We start from the raw sequence: 22,258 nt of genomic DNA, 5'->3' as shown, positions 1-22,258 counted from the left end.
GCTGATGGAGTCTCGACCCTGGCCCCCTCAGCTCCCTTTGGCCTTTGCCGCCGGCGTGAAGGCGAGGCCGCGCTGCACCGAATCCTGGCCGAAGCGGGCGCGCAGGGCCTCGACGGCGGCGGCCCGGCTCGCCTCACGGCGCACGCCCTGGTCCGCGAGGTCGCCGCGATCCGCGTGGAGCGCCCCGCAGAGGTCTCCGGCCCCGACCCCGATCAGCCGGAAGGCGGTGCCGTCGCACGCCTCGCGCAGCATCGCCTCGGCGGGGCGGAACAGGCGCTCGGCGAGCTGCGTCGGGGCGAGCCCCGAGCGGGTGCGCGTGCGCAGCCGGAAGGAGGAATCCTTCAGCTTCAGGGTCACGCTCGCCGCCGCCACCTCCGCCCGCACGAGGCGCCGCGCCACCCTCTCGCAGAGCCGCCACAGGATCGGGCGCAGGGCGGAGAAGTCGCGCAGATCCTCCGCGAAGGTGGTCTCGCCCGACACGCTCTTGGCCTCCCGCTCCGGTTGGACCCGCCGGGCATCCTCGCCCCGGGCCAGGGCGGTGAGCCGGGCGGCGTCGCGCCCGAGCGCCGCCCGCAGGCGGTCCGGGTCCGCGCCGAGGAGGTCGCCCACCCGGCGGATCCCGAGCCCGGCGAGCCGCCCGGCGGCCGCCTGCCCGACGCCCGGCAGGATCGAGACCGCGCGGGGCGCTAGGAAGTCCCGCGCCTCTGCGGCGCCGATGACCGAGAAGCCGCGGGGCTTCTCCAGGTCCGAGGCGATCTTGGCCAGGAACTTGTTGGGCGCGAGCCCGACCGAGACGGTGATGCCGACCTCCTCCTCGACGCGGCGGGCGAAGCGGGCGAGCGTCACGGCCGGGCTCGCCCCGTGCAGGCGCGCGGTGCCCGAGAGGTCGAGGAAGGCCTCGTCGATCGAGACCGGCTCGACCAGCGGGGTGAGGTCCCGCATCATCGCCCGCACCTGGCGGCCGACCCGCGCGTATTTCTCCATGTCGGGGCGGATCACCACCGCGTCCGGGCAGGCGCGCAGGGCCTGGAACATCGGCATGGCGGAGTGCACGCCGCGGGTGCGGGCGATGTAGCAGGCGGTGGCCACCACGCCCCGCCGCCCGCCGCCCACGATGAGCGGCCGGTCGCGCAGGGCGGGGTCGTCCCGCTTCTCGATCGCCGCGTAGAAGGCGTCGCAATCGACGTGGGCGATCGCCAGCGCGTCGCGCTCGGGATGGGTGACGAGCCGGGGCGACCCGCAGGCGACGCAGCGCCGCAGGCCCCCGGTGAGGCGGGCGCAGTCGCGGCAGAGCGCGGCGCCCGGGCTCATGCGCCGAACGAATCCGGGTCCGGGGGACTGAGGCGCCGCCACGCGAGCATGATCCGCTCCGGCGATTCCCCGATCGCCCGCGCGCAGGCGAGAAGCAGTTCCTCGTCGGACACCACGTGATCGAGGAGGCCGAGCAGCAGGTCCGGCGATTCGGCCGCGTCGCGCAGGGCGGCGGGGCTCAGTCCCGCCGCCTCCATGAAGCGCATCAGGCGGCCCGGATCCGCGGTGACGAAGCCGAAGACCGCGCCGGCGAGCGCGTCCGCCTCGCTGCGACTCGGTACTCCTCGCTGGGGAGGCTTCCCCGTGGTAAAACTCGGCGATTTGCGTTTCATCAACTTGTGCCGCTTAAACAGGACGGACAGGCGTCGTCGGAGGTTCGGATGCGTCTCGTCGACGCCGGGGACAGTGAGCCATGACGAAGACAGTGCTCATCGTCGAGGACAATGAACTCAACATGAAGCTCTTCAACGACCTGTTGGAGGCGCATGGCTACGCGACCCTCAAGACCGCCAACGGAATCGAGGCGATCGAGCTCGCGCGGCGGCACCACCCCGACCTGATCCTCATGGACATCCAGCTCCCGGAAGTGTCGGGACTCGAGGTCACCAAGTGGATCAAGGAGGACGACGAACTCAAGAGCATTCCGGTGATCGCCATCACCGCGTTCGCGATGAAGGGCGACGAGGAGCGGATCCGGGAGGGGGGCTGCGAGGCCTATCTCTCGAAGCCGATCTCGGTGGCGAAATTCCTCGCCACCGTCCGCACCTACCTGGGCGATGAGCGCCAGAGCTGAGAGACCCCGTCCATGTCGGCTCGCGTGCTCATCGTCGACGACCTCTTCCCGAACCTCAAGCTCCTCGAAACGAAGCTCTCGCTCGAATACTTCGACGTGATCTCGGCCATGAACGGGCCGGACGCGATCGCGGTCTGCGAGAAGGGCCTGTGCGACATCGTCCTCCTCGACGTGATGATGCCGGGCATGGACGGGTTCGAGGTCTGCCGGCGGCTGAAGACGACGCCGACCACCGCGCATCTTCCGGTCGTGATGGTCACGGCCCTCGACCAGCCGAGCGACCGCCTGCGCGGTCTCGATTGCGGGGCCGACGACTTCCTGACGAAGCCGATCGACGACACGGCCCTGCTCGCCCGCATCCGCAGCCTCGTGCGCCTCAAGGCGATGACCGACGAGCTGCGCAACCGCGCCGTCGCCTCGCGGGACCTCGGCTTCGGGGACCCGCTCGCGGCCGCCGCCGCCGAGACCGGCCTCAACGCCAACCTGCTCATCGCCGATGACCGCCGCGCCTCCGCCGACCGGATGGCGGCGGCGCTGAGCCAGTATCACTGCGTCGAGGTGGTCGCGGATCCGCACCAGGCCCTCGCGATGGCGCAGGCGGGAAGCTACGACGTGGCGCTGGTGAGCCTGGACTTCGAGGGCCATGACGGCCTGCGCCTGTGCAGCCAGCTCCGCTCCCTCGACCGCACCCGGACCATGCCGGTGGTGATGCTGGCCGATGCGGGCGACCGCGCCCGGATCATGCGCGGCCTCGACCTCGGCGTGCACGACTACCTCGTGCGTCCGATCGACCGCAACGAGCTGGTGGCGCGGGTGCGCACGCAGGTGCGCCGCAAGCGGTTCGCCCACGCCCTGCGCGAATCCGTCCAGGCGTCGATGGAGCTCGCCGTCACGGACGGGCTCACCGGGCTGCACAACCGCCGCTACTTTGACAGCCACCTCGCCGGGCTGTTCCAGGAGTCGTCCCTGCGCGGGCGGCAGGTCGCGCTGCTCCTCCTCGACATCGACCGCTTCAAGAGCATCAACGACGGCTTCGGCCACGACGCGGGCGACGAGGTGCTGCGTCAGTTCGCGGACCGCATCCGCGCCCATACCCGCGGCATCGACATCGTCGCCCGGTTCGGGGGGGAGGAGATCGCCGTCGTCGTACCCGATGCCGGGCTGGAGGGCGCCCGGCAGGTGGCGGAGCGGATCCGCGAGCGGATCGAGGCCGTCCCCTTCATGGTTCACGGCGGCACCCAGGCGATCGAGGTGACCGTCTCCATCGGCGTGGCGGTGCGGCTCGCGGAGGATGCCGGCTCGGCCGACCTCCTGAAACGCGCCGACGTGGCCCTCTACCAGGCCAAGCAATCCGGCCGCAACCGGGTCGTGGCCGCGGCCGCCTGACGGTCGCGCCGGGCCCGCGGCAGACTGACGCGCCCGTCCCGCGCGCCGGCGGCACCGGCCTCGCAACCGGCCCGCGGCCAGGCTGCAGGCCATTGATTTCGGGCCGATCTTCCGGCCGATCAGCAAGTAAGCTTGGCAGCAAAACGCCGTAAAATGGCGGCCATCTTCGCGAATGCATCCTCGCGAAGTCTGTAGCATCCTGCTTCGACCGCAGCGCGACACAGAAAGAGCCGCGCATCGAGAGGATGCTGAGCATGGAACATCAGCCGCTCCGTCACCTTCGCGACATTGCCGATGTCGAACCGGTCCCCGGCCTCCTCGAAGGCCGCCGCGCCCGCCTCGAACGCTGGGCCGAGATCCTGGAGCGCGAGCCGACCCGGACCTTCACCACCCTGGAGGAGATCGAGTTCGTGCCGCGCCGGATGCGCGCCGCGATCCGGGCCGACAACTCGCCGATCGCGCTGGCCTACGCGGACCCGATCCTGCGGGCGAGCGGGCTCACGGGCGACAGCTTCGGCGAGGCGCGGGAGTTCTTCGAGCTGAGCACCGGCGAGGCGCACCACCTGCTGTGCTCCTGCGTGAACGGCCGCAGCGTGACCGGTTCGGCCACCGCCCGCCGCCTGCGCCGCCTCGCGACCAAGCGGCCCGGCCTCTGGCTGGCCTATGGCTGCGCCACGGCCGCGATCGGCGTGCCGGGCCTCCTGTACTTCCTCGCCTGATCCGGCCACCGCTTGATCACAGCGGCGGGCGGATCAGGGAGCCCGCGCGGCGCTTGCGCGAAGCCGACATCCGCGTTGCGAAGCAAGCGATCGGATGTCGTGCGAGACGACGAAGGCCGCCCGCGGGCGGCCTTCCTGCCTCCGATCGGAGCGTGCGACGAGACCCGACGGTCTCGCCGGCCGATCACTTGATCTTGGCTTCCTTGAACTCGACGTGCTTGCGCGCGACCGGGTCGTACTTCTTGAACGACAGCTTGTCGGTCTTGGTGCGCGAGTTCTTCTTCGTGACGTAGAAATAGCCCGTGTCGGCGGTCGAGACGAGCTTGATCTTGACGGTGACGGCCTTGGCCATGACGCGACCTCGTTGGCATGGGGATGCGTCCGGGGGACCGAAACGCAAAAGGGCCGGGATCGCCCCGGCCGAAACGCGGGGGATCCATGCCTCAAGGCCTCTCCGGCGTCAAGCCGGGGCGGCCCGCACCACCCGGCCGCCGACCACCGCCAGGTAGGCGAGGAACAGGGCGGCCAGCGACCACGCGAAGCCGTGCGGGGAGGCGAGGTCCATGCTGCCGCCCACGAGCGGCGGGCCGAGCACGAGGCCGATATTGTAGAGGACCAGGAAGGCGGCGTTGGCGCCGGCGAGCGCCGCGCCCTCGAAGCGCGCGCCCAGATGCGCGAGGCCGACCGTGTAGAGCGTGCCCGCGACGCCGCCCCAGACGAACAGGACGGCGCCGAGCAGCCAGGGGGCCTGGGCGCCCGCGGGGAGCAGCAGCGCCCCGAGCGCCCCGCCGGCCGCCGCCCCGAGCAGCACCTTGCGGCGGTCGATGCGGTCGGCGAGCAGCCCGGCCGGGATCTGAAAGGCGACGTTGCCGAGCGCCGCGAGGCTGACGAGCCCGGCCGCCTGCTCCGGCGTGAGGCCGAGCCGCAGCCCGTAGATCGGCAGGATGGCGAAGCCCCCGGTCTCGACGGCGCCGTAGACCAAGGCCGCGAGCGTCGCCGAGGGGGCGACCCTCAGGTAGCCGAGGAAGCCGCGGCCGCCCTTGGCGGGGATCTCCGGCGAGAGGCCGCGGGCGAGGAGGAGGGGGACGCTCGCCGCCGCGAACAGGGCCGCGCCGGCGAGGTAGGGCGGCCATCCGGCGGTGCCGAGGAGGCCGAGCAGCCCCGGCCCGACCGCGAAGCCGAGCGCCAGCACCGTGGCGTAGACGCCCATCACCAGGCCGCGGCGGGCCGGCGGGGCCGCCTGGTTGATCCAGAATTCCGAGAGCACGAACAGCACCCCGAGCGCCGCCGAGAAGGTGAAGCGCAGGGGGAACCACCACCGCACGTCGAACAGGAGCTTGAAGCCGAGGAGCGAGGCCGCCCCGACCGCGATGGCGCCGAGCAGCAGCGGCAGCACCCCGAGCCGGGCGGCGATCCGGGGCACGAAGGGCACCACCACGATGCTCGCCACGCCCGCCACCGCGGTGTTGACGCCGATCAGCGTGTTGGGGAGGCCCATCCGCTCCATCTCCAGGGAGAGGAGCGGGATCGAGAGGGAGAGCCCGATGCCGACCACCGCCACGCAGGTGATGGCCGCCGCGATCGAGGCGACCCCGCTCCTGCCGAACCCTGTCGTGACCGCGTCCATCCTCGCCCTGCCGGCTGCCCTCGGGCGCCGGGATATGGCGCAGGCGCGTCGGCGGCGCCAGCAGCCCGGGTGCAACCCGGATCGGCGGTCAGGGGCGGGGCTGGCCGCTCACCACCCCGTTCAGCCCTCCCTTTTCCGGACGACTGCGGCGTCAGCGGAAGGAGATCCGGAAACCAGCGCAAGAAGACGCGAAGCGTCCGTATGGTGCAACGGTGCTGGGATGCGGAGCCGCTTCGCGGCGATTCTCGTGCTGGTTCCCGGATCTCCTTCCGCTGACGCTGCAGTCGTCCGGGAAAGGGGGAGCTGAGAGAGGATTCAGCCCCCTCGATGGCTAAATCTCCTCGCGGGTGTGCCGGCCCCGCACCTCCCGGAAGAACGGCACCGGCAGGAAGGGGGCGAACCCCGCCGCGAGCCGGGCCTCCAGCTCGTCGAGGACGATGTGGGTGATGCGCGGGAGGTCGAGCTTGCGCGCCTCCGAGAAGCTCACCCAGGCGAGTTCGGTGAGTTCCGCCTCGGGGCCGACCATCCCGGGGGTCTCGGCCGCGACCGCCTCGCGGCTCACCGCGAAGAAGCGGGTGTCGAAGCGCTTGGGCCGGGCCGGGGGCGTGATCGCCCGGGCCACGAATTGCAGGGCCTCCAGGTCGGGCATCACGCCGGCCTCGCGGAAGGCCGCCCAGGGCCCGTCCGGCGCGGTCTCGGGCGGCCCGTAGTCGCGGGTCCCGATCATCAGGCCGGTCTCCTCGTAGGTCTCGCGGATCGACGCGAGGGCGAGCGCCCGGCCGAGATGGTGGGGCGGGCGGCTGACGCGGGCGGTGAGCGCCGCCTCGGCCCGGTCGTTGAGGGTGCCGGCGACCGGCATGTGCCGGTCGGCGAGCTCGATTCGGCCGCCCGGGAAGACGTACTTGCCGGGCATGAACTTGTGGCCGTCGTGGCGGCGGCCCATCAGCACCTTGGGCGTGCGGCCGGCATGGTCGAGGATGATCAGCGTCGCGGCGTTCCGCGGCCGCAGCGCCGGCTTGCGCTCACGCGCCGCGGAGGCCGGGGGCGCCGCCCCGCTCTCGTTCGGTCCCGCCGTCGCGCTCATCCCGCGTCTCCCCGCCCTGCACCGTGCCGGCGCGGCGTATCGCGGCGAAGCCGTGCATGCCAAGGGCGTATTGCAGCCCGACCACCGCGCCCTTCACGGGCTGGAGCAGGCCGAGCGCCATCGCGAGCGTCACCGCGGGCCAGAAGGTCAGCTCGAACCACAGCGGCAACTCGGCGAGGCGCATCTGGCTCTCCAGGATGGCGAGCCCGACGATGTGGCCGACGATGAAGATCACCAGGTAGGGCGGCAGGTCGTCCGCCCGGTGGTGGTGGAGTTCGGTGCCGCAGGCCTCGCAGGTCTCCCGCACCCTCAGGAATCGGGCGAAGAGCCGGCCCTCGCCGCAATGGGGGCAGCGGTTGCGGAAGCCCCGGAGCATCGCCCCGTGCCAGGGCACGAGGGCGGGCGCCGCCGCGGGGGCGGCCCTGCCGTCGATCTCGATCACGCCCGCTTCCCCCTGCGCTTGGTCAGGCCCTCGCGGCGCTCCGGCGCCGGCCGGCCCTGGCGCGGGCCCCGGCGGGGTGCCGGGCTGCGGCCGCGCGTGCCCTCCGATACCACCTCGAAGCGCAGAGCGCCCGCCACCGGCGCGGCCTCGACGAGGCGCACGGTGACGCGGTCGCCGAGCCGGAAGGTCTCGCCGGTGCGCTCGCCCGAGAGCGCGTGCCCGCGCTCCTCGTAGCGGTAGTAGTCAGCCCCGAGCGTCGAGACCGGCACGAACCCGTCCGCGCCGGTCTCGTCGAGCTTCACGAACAGCCCGGACTTGGTCACGCCGGAGATCTGGCCCGCGAACGTGGCGCCGACCCGGTCAGCGAGGTGCTGGGCGATGAGGCGGTCGATGGTCTCGCGCTCGGCCGCCATGGCGCGGCGCTCCGCGTTCGAGATCTGCTGCCCGATCTCGGCGAGGTCCTTCAGGCCGAGATCCGGGAGGCCGTCGGGCCCGAGCCACAGCGCCCGGATCAGGGCGCGGTGCACGACGAGGTCGGCGTAGCGCCGGATCGGCGAGGTGAAATGGGCGTAGCGGCGCAGGGCGAGGCCGAAATGCCCGAGATTCTCCGGCGCGTAGACCGCCTGGGCCTGCGAGCGCAGGATCACCTCGTTGATGAAGGTCTGGTGCTCGGTGCCCTCGACCATGCCGAGGATGCGGTTGAACAGCGAGGGGCGCAGCACCCCTTCCTTGGGCAGCTTGATGCCGATCGAAGCCAGCACCTCGCCGAGCGCCCGCATCTTCTCGAGGCTGGGCTCGTCGTGGACCCGGTAGATCAGCGCCTGGGCCTTCTGCTCCAGGGTCTCGGCGGCCGCGACGTTCGCCTGGATCATGAATTCCTCGATCAGGCGGTGGGCCTCCAGCCGCGGGGGCACGATCACCCGGTCGACGCCGCCCTCGGCGTTCAGGATCACCTTGCGCTCGGGGAGGTCGAGGGCGAGGGGACCGCGGGAATCCCGCGCCGCCGCCAGCACCCGGTAGGCCGCCCAGAGCGGGCGCAGCACCGGGTCGAGGAGGGGGCCGGTGATCGCGTCCGGCCGCCCGTCGATGGCGGCCTGGGCCTGCGCGTAGGCGAGCTTGGCCGCCGAGCGCATCATCACCCGGTGGACGCTGTGGCGCTTCTTGCGGCCGTCCGCCCCGATCACGAGGCGCAATGCCAGCGCCGGGCGGTCCTCCCCGGGGCGCAGCGAGCAGAGGTCGTTCGAGATCCGCTCCGGCAGCATCGGCACCACCCGGTCGGGGAAGTAGACCGAGTTGCCGCGGTGGAGCGCCTCGCGGTCGAGGGCGCTGCCCGGGCGCACATAGGCCGCCACGTCCGCGATGGCGATCGTCACCAGGAAGCCGCCCGGATTGTCCGGGTCGGGATCCGGCACCGCCATCACGGCGTCGTCGTGGTCCTTGGCGTCCGGCGGGTCGATGGTGAGGAGCGGGAGGTCGCGCCAATCCTCGCGGCCCTCCATCCCGGCGGGCCGGGCCGCCTCGGCCTCGTCCAGCACCTCCCGGGGGAAGACGTGCGGGATGCCGTGGGCGTGGAGCGCGATCAGGCTGACGGCCCTCTCGGAGGAGACGGCGCCGAGCCGCTCCTTCACCCGGCCGCGGGCGAGGCCCAGGCGCTCGCGGCCGGGCCGGCCCTCGCCCGCCAGCGCCACGCTGACGAGGTCCCCGTCGCGGGCCTCGCCCTCCTGGCCGGGCGGGATCTCGATCTCGCGCCCCTGGGCGCGCTTCTCGACCGGCACGACGCGCCCGCCGCCCTTCTCCAGGGCCCGGTAGACGCCCAGCACCTCCGCCTTGTTGCGGCCGAGGAGCTTGATGACGCGGCCGACGTAGCGGCCCGGGATCTCGGCGTCGGGCTCGACGCGCAGCAGCGCCCGGTCGCCGAGGCCCGGGGCCGGCTGGACCGCGCCGCGCCGGCCGCGGGGCGTCGTCACCAGGATCTTCGGGGCAGGGCCGGATTCCGGGTCCCACTGGGCGGGCGAGGCGATGAGTTCGCCGTCGCCGTCGCGGGACCCGATGTCGGCGACGAGGACCGGGGGCAGACGGCCGGCCTGGCGCAGGCCCGCCCGGTCCTTCTCGACCGCGCCCTCGTGCGTCAGGTCGGCGAGCATGCGCTTCAGCTCGACCCGGTCGGCGCCCTTGAGGCCGAAAGCCTTGGCGATCTCGCGCTTGCCGACCTTGCCGGTGGATTCGCTGATGAAGCCGAGCAAAGCCTCGCGGGAGGGCAGGGCGCCGTGATCGGCAGTCGGGGGGATGCGTTTCGCCAAGGGAGAACTCGAAGGGGGGAAAGGGGCGTGCGGGATGCGCGGGCGACGACCGGCACCGCGACACCCTCTCGGTCCCGCGCGGGTCTAACCTCTTCGCGTAATATGGGATCCCCGTCCCGGAGGAGCAACGGCGTTGCGTCAGCCGGTGGCGGCGGAGGCGCGCACCCGGGCGGCGGCCGCCTCGAAGTCGAAGTCCTGACCGGTGAGCGCGTCGAGAGGCAGGGGGCAGGTTTGCGGCAGGGTGAGGGAGACCGCCGTCTCCTCGGCGCGCAGCGCGGGCGCCTCGGCGTCGCGCACCGCCAGCGCCCAGATGCCGTCGAGCTTCAGGCCGGAAAGGTCGCGGCCGGCCAGCGCGCGGTGCTGCGCTGCGGCCTCGGCGCGGAACCCGGCGAGCCGGACCGGGTCGGGGATCAGCGCGGCCTTCACCAGGGTGGCAAGGAGGGCGCGAAGGAGGGCGGGGGTCGGCACGGCGTCGGTCATGCGGAGCGGGCCGCAAGAGTGGTGCCAGGATGAGGTGCAGGATGCAGCCGCATGTCGCGTATCCTCGCCGCCGGCACCGCCTCGTTGACCTTACGTTCCATCGCGTGATACATGTTGCATCGGGTGCAACACGACTCGATGGACGGCGTGGCGATCCTCGGGTTCCACGATCGGCTGACCGAGGCCGTCTTCCGTGGGAGGCGCCTCAAAGGGTTCCCGCCGGATCTCTTCAGGGCCACCCAGCGCAAGCTGAACGCGCTGAACGCCGCGGTCGCCCTGAACGACCTCAAGGTTCCGGCCTCGAACAGGCTCCATCCCCTGACGATGGACCGCAGCGGGCAACATGCCATCGCCGTGAACGATCAGTTCCGGATCTGTTTCGTATGGACCGATGGTGGTTCCACTCGAGTTGAGTTCACGGATTACCATCGATGAGTCGAAGGAGATAACGATGTCTGGAGAGGCCGTTGGCATCGAGGCTTTGCGGCAAGCCTTCGAACAGGCCGAGATCGCGGAGGTTCTTCCGCCGATCCATCCCGGCGAGATCCTGCGCGAAGAGTTCATGGCGCCGCTCGGCCTCACCGCGGGCGCCATCGCTCGCGCGCTTCACCTGCCGCGCTCGCGGATCGAGCGCATCGTGAAGGAAGAGGTCGGCATCAGCACGGATACGGCGCTTCGCCTCTCTCGATTCTTCGGGAACTCACATCAGTTCTGGCTCAACCTCCAGAACCAGTTCGAGAGCGAGGTGCTGATGTCCGAGATCGGGAAGGATTTGGAGAAGATCGAACCCGCCGTGTGGCCGGACGTCGCCTGACGGGATCAACACGGGTCCACGAGCCCTACGGCGACCCGTGCGCACCGTGCGGCATCGGCATCGTCATGCTCCCGCCCATCCCGGGCTCCGGCATCATGTTGCTGTTCATGTGGTGCATGATCCAGACCGAGCCGCCGAACAGCAGCAGGACGATCAGCACCCCGAAGCCGAGCGCCATGACGTTGTTGGTGTTGTCGGGCCCCGTGGTGATGTGCAGGAAGAACACGAGGTGGACGCCCATCTGCGCGATGGCGAAGACGAAGAGGGCGATCGGGATCGCGGGAGCCCACAGGAAATGCGCCTTGAGCACCGCGAAGGACGCCGCGGTGAGCAGGGTGGCGAGGCCCAGCCCGATCAGGTAGCTGCGCAGGCCGCCGCCGGTCTCCTCCTCGGCGAGTTCGTCGCCGGGCGCGAGGTCGGCCTCGTTGCGGGCGTCGTGATGCACCTGGCTCATGCGATCGTTCCCATGAGGTAGACGACGGTGAAGACCGCCACCCAGACGATGTCGAGGGCGTGCCAGAACAGGCTGAAGCACATCACGCGGCGCAGGATGTCGGGGCGAAAGCCCTTGGCGAGCACCTGCGCCATCATGGTCAGAAGCCAGAGCAGGCCGGCGGTGACGTGCAGGCCGTGGCAGCCCACCAGCGTGAAGAAGGCGGACAGGAAGGCGCTGCGGGTTGGGCCGGCGCCCCGCGCCACGAAATCCATGAACTCGCGCAGTTCCAGCACCAGGAAGGCGGCGCCGAACACGAAGGTGGCCGCCATGGCGAGCTGGAAGGCGAAGGCCCGGCGCCGGTCCACCGCGACGGTGGCGAGCCCGCACAGGAAGCTCGAGATCAGGAGGCAGCCGGTCTCGATCGCCGTGTTGGTGAGGTCGAACAGGTCCGGGCCGGTCGGCCCCCCGGCGGTCCCGCCCTGCAGCACGGCGTAGGCCGCGAAGAAGGCCGAGAACATCACGATGTCGCTGAGGAGGAAGATCCAGAACCCGTAGCCGACGACGATGTGCTTGGGCGCCGGGCCGCCGACGCCCCGGCCGGTGGCCCGGGCGTGGCCGGCGCCGCTTGCGTGGTGGCCGAGCTGCGCCGGGTCGGTGCGGTGGCCGGCGATGGGCGGCGAGACGACGGCGCTGTCGGTCATGCCGCCGCCTTCCGGGTCGCCTGCGCCAGGGCCTCCGCGCGGGTCGCCCGGTTGGCGCGGTTGACCCGGGCCACCGTCTCGCGCGGGATCTCGTGCTCGACCCGGTCGCGCCACGCGAAGACCACGAAGGTCGCGAAGGCTCCGGCCAGGCCGAGCCCCGCCATCCACCAGATGTGCCAGATCATGGCGAAGCCGATCACCGTCGCGAAGAAGGCGCAGACGAAGCCGGTCGGGTTGTTGAGCGGCATCTCGATCGGCTCGTAGTCGGGCTCCTCGCGCAGCCGTGCGTGCGCGATGGCGCGCTGCTTGATCGACCAGTAGGCCTCCTCGCCGTGCACGTGCGGCAGGGTCGCGAAGTTGAAGACCGGCGGCGGGGAGGCGGTGGCCCATTCCAGGGAGCGCCCGTCCCAGGGATCGCCGGTGATGTCGCGCAGGCTCTCGCGGTGCCGGATGCTGACCACGAGCTGGATCACCTGGCAGACGACGCCGATCAGCATCACCACGACCCCGCAGCTCGCCGCCAGCACCCAGGGCCGCCAGCCGGCGACGTCGTAGTGCTGCATCCGCCGCGTCATGCCGAGCAGGCCGACGACGTAAAGGGGGATGAACACGATCAGGTAGCCGGCGAGCGAGAACCAGAAGGCCCGCCGGCCCCAGGTCTCGTCCAGGCAAAAGCCGAAGGCCTTCGGGAACCAGTAGGTGTAGCCGGCAAAGCCCGCGAACAGCACGGCGCTGACCATCACGTTGTGGAAGTGGGCCACCAGGAACATGCTGTTGTGCAGGACGAAGTCGGCCGGGGGCACCGCCAGGAGCACGCCCGTGGCGCCGCCCACCACGAAGGTCACCATGAAGGCCAGCGTCCACAGCATCGGGACGGAGATCCGAACCCGGCCCCCGTACATCGTGAACATCCAGTCGAAGATCTTCACGCCGGTCGGCACCGCGATGATCATCGAGGTGATGCCGAAGACGCCGTTGACGTCGCCGCCCGCGCCCATGGTGAAGAAGTGGTGCAGCCAGACCATGAACGAGAGGAGGAAGATCGCCATCGTCGCCAGCACCATCGAGCGGTAGGCGAAGAGCGGTTTCCCCGAGAAGGTCGAGACCACCTCCGAGAACACCCCGTAGGCGGGCAGCGCCAGGATGTAGACCTCCGGGTGCCCCCAGGCCCAGAACAGGTTCATGAACATCATCGAGTTGCCGCCGGCCTCGTCCGTGAAGAAGTGGAAGCCGAGGTAGCGGTCGAGGGTCAGCATCGTCAGCGTCGCGGTCAGGATCGGGAAGGCGGCGACGATGAGCAGGTTCGAGGCCAGCGCGGTCCAGCAGAACATCGGCATGCGCAGGTAGCTCATGCCGGGCGCGCGCATCTTCAGGATGGTGGTGACGAGGTTGACCCCCGAGAGCAGCGTCCCGACGCCGGAGATCTGGACGGCCCAGAGGTAGTAGTCGACGCCGACGCCCGGCGAGTAGGTGACCTCGCTCAAGGGCGGCGCCGGCCACCAGCCGGTGCGGGCGAACTCGCCGATCACCAGGGAGACGTTGACGAGCAGCGCGCCGGTCGCCGTGAGCCAGAAGCTCACCGAGTTCAGGGTCGGGAAGGCGACGTCGCGCACCCCGAGCTGCAGCGGCACCACGAAGTTCATCAGCCCGACCATGAACGGCATGGCGCCGAACAGGATCATGATGGTGCCGTGGGCCGAGAAGATCTGGTCGTAATGCTCGGGCGGCAGGTAGCCGGGGGCCTGGTAGGCGAGGGCCTGCTGCGAGCGCATCAGCATCGCGTCCGTGAAGCCGCGGAGCAGCATCAGGAGGCCGAGGAGGACGTACATTACGCCGATGCGCTTGTGGTCGACGCTGGTGATCCACTCCCGCCACAGGTACGGCAGGTGGCCGGCGAGCACGATCCAGGCGATGACGGCGAGCATGATGGCGACGACCGCGCCGCCGGCCGCGAGCGGGATCGGCTGGTCGAAGGGGATCGCCGACCAGGTGAGCTTGCCCAGCATCCTCACTGTCCTCCCTTGGGCTTCACGCCCGGGCCGGCGCCGTTGCCGGCCGCCTGGGCCGGTCCCGGCCCCGGCGGTACGGTCTGGTCCACGATCTGGCGGAAGAGGTCGGGATCGACCGACCCGTAGGTCCGCGGCGGATCGCCCTGGCTCTGCTTGGCGAGCTCGGCGTAGGCGGCCTTGTCGAGGGCCGGCCCTCCCTGCGCGGAGCGCACCCAGGCCTCGAACGCCGCGGCCGAGACCGATCTCAGCGGGAAATTCATGTCGGAGAAGCCGTCCCCGCTGAAATGCGTCGAGAGGCCGTGCAGCTGCGTCTCCCGATCGGTCATCAGGTTGAGCCGCGTCACCATCCCGCGCATCGTGTAGATCATGCTGCCGAGGCCGGGCACGAAGAACGAGTTCCAGACGCTGCTCGACGTGAGGTGGAAGCGGATCGGCGTCGCGGCCGGCACGACGAGCTGGTTCACCGCCGCGACCTTCTGGTCGGGGTAGATGAACAGCCACTTCCAATCGAGGGAGACGACCTGCACGTCGATCGGCTTGGCGTCGGAGGCGAGCGGCTCGGCGGGATCGAGCTGATGCGCGCCGATCCAGGCGATGCCGCCCAGGAACACGATCGTCAGGAAGGGCACCGACCAGATCACGATCTCGATCCGGCCCGAGAAGGCCCAGTCCGGGCGGTAGCGGGCGCGGGTGTTCGACTCCCGGAACCACCACGCAAAGGCCAGCGTCCCGACGATCGTCGGCACGATGATGGCCAGCATGATGACCGAGGCGATGAGCAGGATGTTGCTCTCGGCCGCGCCCACCGGACCCTGGCCCGCAAGGATATTGGGCTGGCAACCCGCGAGGAGCAGGGGGGTCGCCAGGATGGCGAGGCCCGGGCGCGCGCCGCGCCTCATCGCCGCGTCGGTCGGATCGGCAACGGCCAGCGGTCGGTCTGCCGCATCCTGCTCTCCAGCATGTCAGAGGTCAGCGGCAGATATGGATCCCGGCCCTGCCGCCTCCATGCGGCCGAATAGCGCGGGACGAAATAATTCATGTATGTAAGTCTGCACATTCTCGGCCATGAACCCGCGTTTATTTGAAAATAAAACTCCTGCATCGATAATGAGATACAAATACATGATGTGCAGTGTCGGAGATGTTTGAAGCAGACGGAGCCATGAGGACGGATATTGGCTCGATATACATCAGTTGCCGACGTGGCTACGATCGATCCGGTCGTGCGGCGGCGGCGCGGCGATCCGATCGGATCGCGGCGAGTGCGCCCTCGCCCTGACCTTTCGCCCGGCAACCGGGATGGTCGGGCTACGCGCAATCGTATCGGGTTCCGATCCATCTTACGACGACCGGAACCCGCACCCGCGGATCTCCGCGAAGACGGGCCCGGTCAGTCCGCCGCGCGTCCCTGACCCGGATAATCCGCGTCGAGCACGAAGGGGAACGGTCCCGGATACCGCTCGACATACGCCATGTGGGACACCAGCCCCGTCTCCGGCGCGTAGCGGTGGAGATGGAAGGCCGGGGGCTCCAGCACCAGGCCGCTCTCGCGCCCTGGCACGAGGTCGAGGCCGACCTGGTGCGCGACGCCCGGCGCCACCATGGCGAGGGTGCCGGCGTAGCGCATCTGGATCGGCCGGTGGTGGTGGCCGCAGAGCACCCGCTCGACATTCCGATTGGCGTCGATCAGGGCCCGGAACCGCTCCTCCCCGTCGAGGAGCCGGATCTTGTCCATGCCCTCCATGCCGCAATCGAAGGGCGGGTGGTGCAGGAACACCACCGTGGGCCGGTCGCGGCCGGCGGCCAGCGCATCCTCCAGGAAGGCGAGGCGCCGCTCGCACAGCGCCCCGTGGCTGGCCCCGGACACCAGCGTGTCGAGGCCGATCAGCCGCACGGGCCAGTCCTCGACCACGTACTGGACGAACTCCTCCATCGCGCCCGGCAGCCAGGCCGCCGGCAGCCCGGCGCGCAGGGTCTCGCGGCGGTCGTGGTTGCCCGGCACCACGAAGACCGGGATCGGCAGCCGCCCGAGCAGGCTGCGCAGGAGGGCGTATTCCTCCGGCAGCCCACAATCGGTGAGGTCGCCGGTCACCAGCACCACGTCCGGCCGCGGCTGCAGGGCGATGAGCGCGTCGACGGCGCGCTCCACCAGCATGTTGGTCTCGGCCACCCGGTAGGCGGCCTTGCCGCGGGGCCGCAGGTGCAGGTCCGAGATCTGGGCGATCAGCATGGGCTCACTCCGCGCCCGGCAGGTGCAGGGCCGTGTCCTCGACGTAGGGGCGCATGATCGCGTCCGCGCTCTTCTGCGCGGCGGCGAGCGCCTCCTTGGGCTGGCGCTTGCCCGAGAGCACCGCTTGCAGCTCGTCCTCGATCGCCTTGCGCACCGGCACCGTGCGGTAGGTGGCGAACCAGGGCCGCGCGTTGGCGAGCTGGTCGACGGCGATCTTCGCGTCCGGGTTCTTGTCCAGGAAGGCCTTCATGTCGGGCAGGTCGTAGGCGGCGCGGTTGGGCGCGAAGTAGCCGGTGGCGCGGCTCCAGCGTCCCGAGACCTCCGGCGAGGTCAGCCACTGGATCAGGGTCCAGCCGCCCTTGCGCATCTCCGGGTCGAGGCCGGTCGGCTGCACCAGGGAGGCACCGCCGATCGGCACCGCCTGACGGACGTTCATCGGCACGAAGGCGACCCGGAACGGGAACTTGGCGCTGTCGCGGATGAAGGTGAGCGAGCCCGTCGAGAGGATCATCATCGAGGCCTGGCCCGACAGGAACGAGGCGGTCACCGTCGGCCCCTTGGTCTCGCCCGCCGGGTGGACCTTGGCCTTGTGCACGAGGTCTGACCAGAAGGTCAAGGCGCCGAGCGTGGAGGGGGCGTCGTAGTAGACCTCGCCGCCGTAATCCTCGTTGTACCAGCGCCCGCCATTCGACAGCGTCAGCGCCTGGAGCAGCCAGCCGCCGTAATCGTAGGCGGAGGGCATCATCAGGCCCCAGCGGGTGACGCGCTCGCCCTCGCGCTTGGTGAGCTTGCGGGCGGCCGCCTCCAGCTCGGCCCAGGTCCGCGGCGGCTTGTCGGGGTCGAGGCCGGCCTCCCGGAACTGGTCCGCGTTGTAGTAGAGGAGGGGCGTCGAGTTGTGGAACGGCACCCCGTAGACCTTGCGCTCGACGACCGCGTTGCCCTTCAGGGCCGGGAAGAACTGGTCCATGAAGGCGTCGGGCGTCTTGCCCTCGGCCGCGATCAGGTCGTCGAGGGGCGCGATCTCCCTCTCGATGGCGAGGTCGGTGAGGAAGTTCGCCGACATGATCACCGCGCCCGGCGGCTTGCCGGCCTTGATGGCGGCGCGGGTCTTGAGCAGCGTGTCGTCGTAGGAGCCGGTGAAGACCGGGGTCACCTTCGTGCCGGGATGGCCGTCGTTGAACTCCTTGATCAGCCCCGTCATGGTCTTGGCGAGCGCCCCGTCGACCGGCACCGGGAAGAACAGGTCGAGATCCGCCGCGGACGCGGCGGCCGCGCTGCCGGCGACGAGCGCCGCCGCAAGGCGGGCGGCCTTCCACCAGGAGGTCATGGGTTCGATCCCTCTTACTTGAGCCCGGAGGCCAGGAAGCTGTTCACGAAGCGGCGCTGGAACAGCAGGAAGGCGACGAGGAGCGGCGCGCTCACGATGAGCGTCCCGGCGGCGATCACGCCCCAGGCCTGGGTGCCCTCGGCGGAGAGCGTGAAGCTCGCGAGCCCGAGGGTGAGGGGTCGCCGGTCGGGGGAGTTGATCACCATCAGCGGCCAGACGAACTCGTTCCAGTGCGTCGTCACCGAGACGATCGAGAAGGCGACGAGGGTCGGCTTGGTCAGCGGCAGGTAGACGTGGCGGACGCGCTGGAACCAGCCCGCCCCGTCGATCAGCGCGGCGTCCTCCAGTTCCCGCGGCACCTCGCGGAAGCTCTGGCGGAGCAGGAAGGTCCCGAAGGCCGTGGCGCAGTAGGGCGCCATCACGCCCGGCAGGGTGTCGTAGAGGCCGAGCGCCGCCACCGTCCTGAGGTTCGGCACGATCAGCACCACCGGCACCAGCATGAGCTGGATCAGGAAGGCGTAGAACAGGAGTGTGCGGCCCGGGAAGTCGAGCCGCGCGAAGGCGTAGGCGGCGAGCGACGCCGTGACGAGCTGCACCGCGAGCGTGCCGGCGCAGATGACGAGCGTGTTGAGGAAGTAGAGCGGGAACTCCGCCGAGGCCCAGGCCTCCGCGAGGTTGGCGAGGCTCGGGGCAGCGTCCGGCACCAGTGAGGCCATCGCGGCGGCGAGGCCCGGCGGCCGGAGCGTCGCGACCAGCATCCACAGGAAGGGGACCGCCCAGACGAGGGCGAGGAGAGCCGTCGCGGCGCGGCCGGCGGCGGGGAGCCACTCGCGGGTCACGGCGCGTCCTCCAGGCGCTGCTCGACCTTGCGGAGCGAGGCGGCGGTGAGCGCCACGAGGAGCGCGAGCGTCACGACCGTGGCGGCGGCGGCGCGCCCGGCATCGTAGCGCTCCACCGCCTGCTCGTAGATGTAGAACAGCACGAGCTTGGTGGCGTCGGAAGGGCCGCCCTTGGTGAGCACGAAGACGTGGTCGACCTGCGTCACCACGTTGAGGAGCGCGATCACCAGCACGAAGGCGAGGGTCGGGCGCAGGGCCGGCAGGGTCACGTAAAGCAGCCGCTGCCAGGGACCGGCCCCGTCGAGGAGGGCCGCCTCGCGGTGCTCGGCCGGGATCGCCTGCAGCCCCGCCAGGAAGAACAGCATGTAGTAGCCGGCGTTCTTCCACACGGTGAGCACGCTGATCGACAGGAGCGCGAGGTCCGGATCGCCGAGCCAGTTCGCGCCCGAGAGGCCGAGCTTGGCGAGGTGGTAGTCGATCAGGCCGAGCCCCGGCAGGAACAGGAACAGGAACAGGGCCGCCGCGCCGACGAGCGGGATCATCACCGGCAGGAAGAACACGGCCCGCATCAGGGCCCGCAGGCGGCCGCTGCCGTCGAGGGCGAGCGCGAAGCCGAGCGCCAGGACGAGGCTCGGCCCCACGGTCAGAAGCGCGTAGAGCCCGGTGTGGAGGAGCGAGGTCCGGAAGGTCTCGTCCGCGAACAGGGCGGCGAAGTTGTCGAGCCCGACGAAGCGGGTGCCCCGGCGCGTCGTGGCGTGGGTCGCGTCCCACAGCACCTCGACCACCGGCCAGTAGGTGAAGAGCGCCAGGAAGACGAGCGAGGGCAGCAGCAGGGCGAAGGGCAGGAGCGGCCGGGCCGACACCCTCAGGCCGAGCGGCCGGGCGGCGGCTGCCATGGACTCGGTCTGTGGGAGTGCGTGCGACACGGGAATCCGCCTGGAACCTCGACGGCGCCCTCATCGGAGCCTTCGATGACAAGGGGATGAAGGTGCCGCCCGGGCAAGGGGACGCGGTGGCGAGGCCGACGGGTCTGTCCGTCTCCCGCCCCGGGCACCGCGCCGGGTCCGCGGTGGAGATCCGCGCGCCCGGTGCTCCTGACGCGTTCCGACGGCCTCGTTCGCTCCGACCGGAGGCGCGTGTCCCCTATTCGATGGAGGCCGAGAGCTCAGATCGCATCCAGAATTCGTGTCCATGGCGAAGCTGAGATCCGATGAACGCCTGCCGGATTGGGCGTCTTGAGCGGGATGGAGGCGCTTCATGGATAACATAATACTGTTATTTTCATGTCTGATCGTCGGAATGATCTTGCGCCGCTACGGTCGTGTGCCCGAAAATGCGCATACATCGCTGAATATGTTCATTATACATATCTCGCTTCCGGCATTGATATTATTTCAGATCCACAACATGCAATTCAATACTGGTCTCCTCTACGCGATAGCGATGCCGTGGATCGTCTTCGTGATGAGTATTGCCCTCTTCTGCTTGATCGGAGTGGCGCTGAAGTTGAACAAGAACACGGTCGGCGCATTGGGAGTTGTTTCCGGGCTGGGCAATACGTCCTTCATCGGCTTGCCGATGATCGAAACATTCTACGGCGCGGACAAGATGCAGCTCGGAATCATCATCGACCAACTAGGAACATATCTCGTATTGAGCACGCTCGGCGTGCTCACGATCTGCTTCTATGCTGGAGAAGGCTCGATTTCGAATCGGGAAATTGCAAAGAGGGTGATAACCTTTCTACCTTTGATCGCACTGATCGTGGCATTATGTCTGCTGCCGCTGAGCTATCCGGCTTGGTTTTCGTCCGTTTTGTTGCGCCTTGGAAACACATTGGCGCCATTGGCTCTTGTCTCGGTGGGGCTTCAACTCAAGATGTCGGCATTGCCGGGTAACAAGCTGCCGCTGTCTTTGGGCATCGCTTACAAGCTTGTGATCGCTCCTTTCGTGATCGGAGTCTTGTATATCGGTTTGCTGGGGCTTAGAGGGGTATCGGTGCAAGTCACCTTGCTCGAGGCCGCGATGGCACCGCAAATCGGCGGCTCGATCGTTGCCATTCAGTATGGATTGGATGCGAAGCTCATCACCCTCCTCGTCGGCATCGGAACGTTCTTGTCGTTCCTGACTTTGCCATTTTGGTGGGATATGTTTTTCTATATATGAGTCATACTCTCAATGTGGATAGCATGTTCATCCGCAGCGCGCTTCGACCACGCCGGTCGGTTCCGCTTCGGTCGCGCGCAGGACTGGCGATCCCCGCATGGTGCGGCCGGGGCGGATCAACGACAGCAGAGGGCGGCGCGGTCCGGCCTTGATACCGTCCCCCGGCGCAGCGGCGGCCTCGTCGCCGGGATCGGCTTGCCCGCGCGCCGCTTCGAGAGGGTCTCATGAAGCGGCGGGACGTCGTCACCGGGCTCGCGACGGCCGCGGGCGCGCTGGCCTGCGGCGGGGCTCGCGGCCAGACTCCCTCGCGGGTGTATCGCGTCGGACTGCTTCACGCGGCCGTGCCCCCGAGCGACACCAGCGAGTTCGGAGCCGCGTTCCTGCGGGGCCTCGCCCGGAACGGCTACGAGCTCGGGCGCAACCTCGTCATCGAGCGGCGGGGCGCACAGAGGCAACTCGACCGCTTGCCGTCCCTGCTCCGGGAGTTGATCGACAGCGGCGTCGATGTCGTCGTCGTCCAGTCCTATCCCGCGGCCCTCGTGGCGAAGCAGGAAGGGACGATTCCGACCGTGATCATCTTCGGGACCGGCGATCCCGTCGCGACCGGCCTGGTGGAGAGCTTGTCCAGGCCGGCAGGCAACATCACCGGCATCTCGGACGAGTCGGTTCGCCTGTCGCCGAAGCGTCTGGAAATCCTGAAGCAGCTCCAGCCGACGATGACGCGCGTGGCGATGCTGTGGAACCTCGACGATCTCGGAATGACCCTGAGGGTTCGCGAAGCCGAGAGTGCCGCGGCCGCGCTCGGCCTCGCCGTCCAGGCGGTCGGCGTGCGCGAGCCGGACGACTTCACGCGCGCCTTCGCGGACATCGAACGCGACCGCCCCGACGGCCTTCTGATGGTCAGCGACAGTCTCACCCTGCTGAACCGGAGCCGGGTGCTCGATTTCGCCGCTCGCCTGCGCCTGCCCGCCGTCTACGAGTTCGCATTCCTCGTTCGCGACGGCGGCCTGATGGCCTACGGTCCCGACCTTGTCGGCAGCTTCGAGCGGGCGGCGGGCATGGTCGCGCGTGTTCTGGAAGGGGCGCGGCCGGCCGAACTGCCGTTCGAAGAACCGACGCGGTTCACGTTCACGGTCAATCTCACGACCGCGCGATCGCTCGGGCTCGCCGTGCCCGAGATCCTGCTGGCGCTCGCGACGGAGGTGATCGAGTGACGGGGACCCGGGCGGCGCCATCGGACCACCGCCCGGCGGGCTTCGGACGCGACGCCCCGCGGGGACGGCGGCGAGGGCCAGGGCGGAGGCGACGTTGCGGGCGAACTCGTCGGAGCGGGTGGCGATGCGGCGAAAGTCCTTGAGGCGGCAGAAGACCGCCTCGACCCGCCATCGGTCGCGAGAGCGCCGCGTGTCGAGGCGGATCTTGCGCTTGCGGGCGCGCGTGCCGGGAATGACCACGCGGATGCCCTGCTGACGCCGGTCCTGGCTCAGCCAGTCGGCATCGTAGCCCGTGTCGCCGATCAGCCGGCGCGCGCGGCCGGGCGCCTTTTTCAGGACTGCGGGCGCGGTCGCGTGCTGCTGATATCGTCGCCGCAAGA

The 22,258-nt window shown here is 70.0% G+C and carries 23 protein-coding genes and 1 pseudogene; 7 read left to right on the top strand and 17 right to left on the bottom strand.

The window, feature by feature from the left end; genetic code table 11:
• Nucleotides 1-27: 27 nt before the first annotated feature.
• Both ACW9J6_RS09760 and ACW9J6_RS09755 read right to left on the bottom strand, forming a co-directional pair.
• A complete protein-coding gene (locus ACW9J6_RS09760; RefSeq protein WP_457116265.1) occupies nt 28-1,311 on the bottom strand; it encodes a DNA polymerase IV in 1,284 nt (427 codons plus the stop codon).
• On the bottom strand, nt 1,308-1,643 hold the full coding sequence (locus ACW9J6_RS09755; protein WP_457116264.1) for a DUF3572 domain-containing protein: 336 nt from the start codon (nt 1,641-1,643) through the stop codon (nt 1,308-1,310). The genes ACW9J6_RS09760 and ACW9J6_RS09755 overlap by 4 nt, the downstream gene beginning before the upstream one ends.
• Nucleotides 1,644-1,723: 80 nt before the next feature.
• On the opposite strand from ACW9J6_RS09755, the gene ACW9J6_RS09750 reads away from it, so the two are divergent.
• The 3 genes from ACW9J6_RS09750 to ACW9J6_RS09740 all read left to right on the top strand — a co-directional run bounded on the left by ACW9J6_RS09750 (nt 1,724) and on the right by ACW9J6_RS09740 (nt 4,209).
• Nucleotides 1,724-2,104: a response regulator gene (locus ACW9J6_RS09750; protein ID WP_457116263.1), complete on the top strand. Its 381-nt coding sequence runs from the start codon at nt 1,724-1,726 to the stop codon at nt 2,102-2,104.
• Between the two features lie 12 nt (nt 2,105-2,116).
• Complete coding sequence (locus ACW9J6_RS09745; RefSeq protein WP_457116262.1) at nt 2,117-3,490, top strand: PleD family two-component system response regulator; 1,374 nt, start codon at nt 2,117-2,119, stop codon at nt 3,488-3,490.
• 254 nt (nt 3,491-3,744) lie between these two features.
• Entirely contained in the window at nt 3,745-4,209 is a 465-nt protein-coding gene (locus ACW9J6_RS09740) for a hypothetical protein (RefSeq protein WP_457116261.1), read from the top strand.
• A gap of 184 nt (nt 4,210-4,393) precedes the next feature.
• On the opposite strand, the gene rpmG is transcribed toward ACW9J6_RS09740, so the two are convergent.
• The 6 genes from rpmG to ACW9J6_RS09710 all read right to left on the bottom strand — a co-directional run bounded on the left by rpmG (nt 4,394) and on the right by ACW9J6_RS09710 (nt 10,142).
• The gene (gene rpmG, locus ACW9J6_RS09735) at nt 4,394-4,561 is read right to left on the bottom strand and encodes a 50S ribosomal protein L33 (protein WP_457116260.1); all 168 of its coding nucleotides are present in this window, start codon (nt 4,559-4,561) and stop codon (nt 4,394-4,396) included.
• Nucleotides 4,562-4,669: 108 nt separating this feature from the next.
• A complete protein-coding gene (locus ACW9J6_RS09730) occupies nt 4,670-5,836 on the bottom strand; it encodes an MFS transporter (protein ID WP_457116259.1) in 1,167 nt (388 codons plus the stop codon).
• Nucleotides 5,837-6,167: 331 nt separating this feature from the next.
• A complete protein-coding gene (locus ACW9J6_RS09725; protein ID WP_457116258.1) occupies nt 6,168-6,920 on the bottom strand; it encodes an NUDIX hydrolase in 753 nt (250 codons plus the stop codon).
• Nucleotides 6,859-7,362, bottom strand: coding sequence for a DUF983 domain-containing protein (locus tag ACW9J6_RS09720; RefSeq protein WP_457116257.1), 504 nt, complete (start codon nt 7,360-7,362; stop codon nt 6,859-6,861). Before ACW9J6_RS09720 ends, ACW9J6_RS09725 begins: the two co-directional genes overlap by 62 nt.
• The gene (gene rnr / locus ACW9J6_RS09715; RefSeq protein ID WP_457116256.1) at nt 7,359-9,662 is read right to left on the bottom strand and encodes a ribonuclease R; all 2,304 of its coding nucleotides are present in this window, start codon (nt 9,660-9,662) and stop codon (nt 7,359-7,361) included. The genes ACW9J6_RS09720 and rnr overlap by 4 nt, the downstream gene beginning before the upstream one ends.
• A gap of 138 nt (nt 9,663-9,800) precedes the next feature.
• Entirely contained in the window at nt 9,801-10,142 is a 342-nt protein-coding gene (locus ACW9J6_RS09710; RefSeq protein ID WP_457116255.1) for a hypothetical protein, read from the bottom strand.
• 147 nt (nt 10,143-10,289) lie between these two features.
• On the opposite strand from ACW9J6_RS09710, the gene ACW9J6_RS09705 reads away from it, so the two are divergent.
• Both ACW9J6_RS09705 and ACW9J6_RS09700 read left to right on the top strand, forming a co-directional pair.
• Complete coding sequence (locus ACW9J6_RS09705; RefSeq protein WP_457116254.1) at nt 10,290-10,577, top strand: type II toxin-antitoxin system RelE/ParE family toxin; 288 nt, start codon at nt 10,290-10,292, stop codon at nt 10,575-10,577.
• Nucleotides 10,534-10,956: a HigA family addiction module antitoxin gene (locus ACW9J6_RS09700; protein ID WP_457116253.1), complete on the top strand. Its 423-nt coding sequence runs from the start codon at nt 10,534-10,536 to the stop codon at nt 10,954-10,956. The genes ACW9J6_RS09705 and ACW9J6_RS09700 overlap by 44 nt, the downstream gene beginning before the upstream one ends.
• Before the next feature lie 25 nt (nt 10,957-10,981).
• Here the strand turns inward: ACW9J6_RS09700 and cyoD are convergent, their stop codons facing one another.
• The 8 genes from cyoD to ACW9J6_RS09660 all read right to left on the bottom strand — a co-directional run bounded on the left by cyoD (nt 10,982) and on the right by ACW9J6_RS09660 (nt 19,394).
• Nucleotides 10,982-11,410, bottom strand: a complete 429-nt coding sequence (gene cyoD / locus ACW9J6_RS09695) for a cytochrome o ubiquinol oxidase subunit IV (RefSeq protein WP_457116252.1) — start codon at nt 11,408-11,410, stop codon at nt 10,982-10,984.
• The gene (locus tag ACW9J6_RS09690; protein WP_457116251.1) at nt 11,407-12,093 is read right to left on the bottom strand and encodes a cytochrome (ubi)quinol oxidase subunit III; all 687 of its coding nucleotides are present in this window, start codon (nt 12,091-12,093) and stop codon (nt 11,407-11,409) included. Before ACW9J6_RS09690 ends, cyoD begins: the two co-directional genes overlap by 4 nt.
• Nucleotides 12,090-14,099 (bottom strand): cbb3-type cytochrome c oxidase subunit I, encoded by a 2,010-nt coding sequence (locus ACW9J6_RS09685; RefSeq protein WP_457116250.1) that lies wholly within the window; start codon nt 14,097-14,099, stop codon nt 12,090-12,092. The genes ACW9J6_RS09690 and ACW9J6_RS09685 overlap by 4 nt, the downstream gene beginning before the upstream one ends.
• A 2-nt stretch (nt 14,100-14,101) precedes the next feature.
• Nucleotides 14,102-15,001, bottom strand: a complete 900-nt coding sequence (gene cyoA / locus ACW9J6_RS09680) for a ubiquinol oxidase subunit II (RefSeq protein ID WP_457116249.1) — start codon at nt 14,999-15,001, stop codon at nt 14,102-14,104.
• 491 nt (nt 15,002-15,492) lie between these two features.
• Entirely contained in the window at nt 15,493-16,332 is an 840-nt protein-coding gene (locus ACW9J6_RS09675; protein ID WP_457116248.1) for a phosphodiesterase, read from the bottom strand.
• Nucleotides 16,333-16,336: 4 nt separating this feature from the next.
• Nucleotides 16,337-17,659: an ABC transporter substrate-binding protein gene (locus tag ACW9J6_RS09670; protein WP_457116247.1), complete on the bottom strand. Its 1,323-nt coding sequence runs from the start codon at nt 17,657-17,659 to the stop codon at nt 16,337-16,339.
• A gap of 14 nt (nt 17,660-17,673) precedes the next feature.
• Nucleotides 17,674-18,498 carry a carbohydrate ABC transporter permease gene (locus ACW9J6_RS09665; protein WP_457116246.1) on the bottom strand — a complete coding sequence of 275 codons (825 nt, stop codon included), beginning with the start codon at nt 18,496-18,498 and terminating at the stop codon, nt 17,674-17,676.
• The gene (locus tag ACW9J6_RS09660) at nt 18,495-19,394 is read right to left on the bottom strand and encodes a carbohydrate ABC transporter permease (protein WP_457116245.1); all 900 of its coding nucleotides are present in this window, start codon (nt 19,392-19,394) and stop codon (nt 18,495-18,497) included. Before ACW9J6_RS09660 ends, ACW9J6_RS09665 begins: the two co-directional genes overlap by 4 nt.
• 361 nt (nt 19,395-19,755) lie before the next feature.
• On the opposite strand from ACW9J6_RS09660, the gene ACW9J6_RS09655 reads away from it, so the two are divergent.
• Nucleotides 19,756-20,664: an AEC family transporter gene (locus tag ACW9J6_RS09655; RefSeq protein ID WP_457116244.1), complete on the top strand. Its 909-nt coding sequence runs from the start codon at nt 19,756-19,758 to the stop codon at nt 20,662-20,664.
• A gap of 224 nt (nt 20,665-20,888) precedes the next feature.
• The gene (locus tag ACW9J6_RS09650; protein WP_457116243.1) at nt 20,889-21,878 is read left to right on the top strand and encodes an ABC transporter substrate-binding protein; all 990 of its coding nucleotides are present in this window, start codon (nt 20,889-20,891) and stop codon (nt 21,876-21,878) included.
• 57 nt (nt 21,879-21,935) lie between these two features.
• On the opposite strand, the pseudogene ACW9J6_RS09645 reads toward ACW9J6_RS09650, so the two are convergent.
• Nucleotides 21,936-22,229: pseudogene (locus ACW9J6_RS09645) on the bottom strand (transposase); the annotation flags it as partial.
• Nucleotides 22,230-22,258 lie beyond the last annotated feature (29 nt).

The sequence above is a fragment of the Methylobacterium sp. JK268 genome (assembly GCF_054052225.1).
This window is presented reverse-complemented; position numbering and strand designations above follow the sequence as displayed.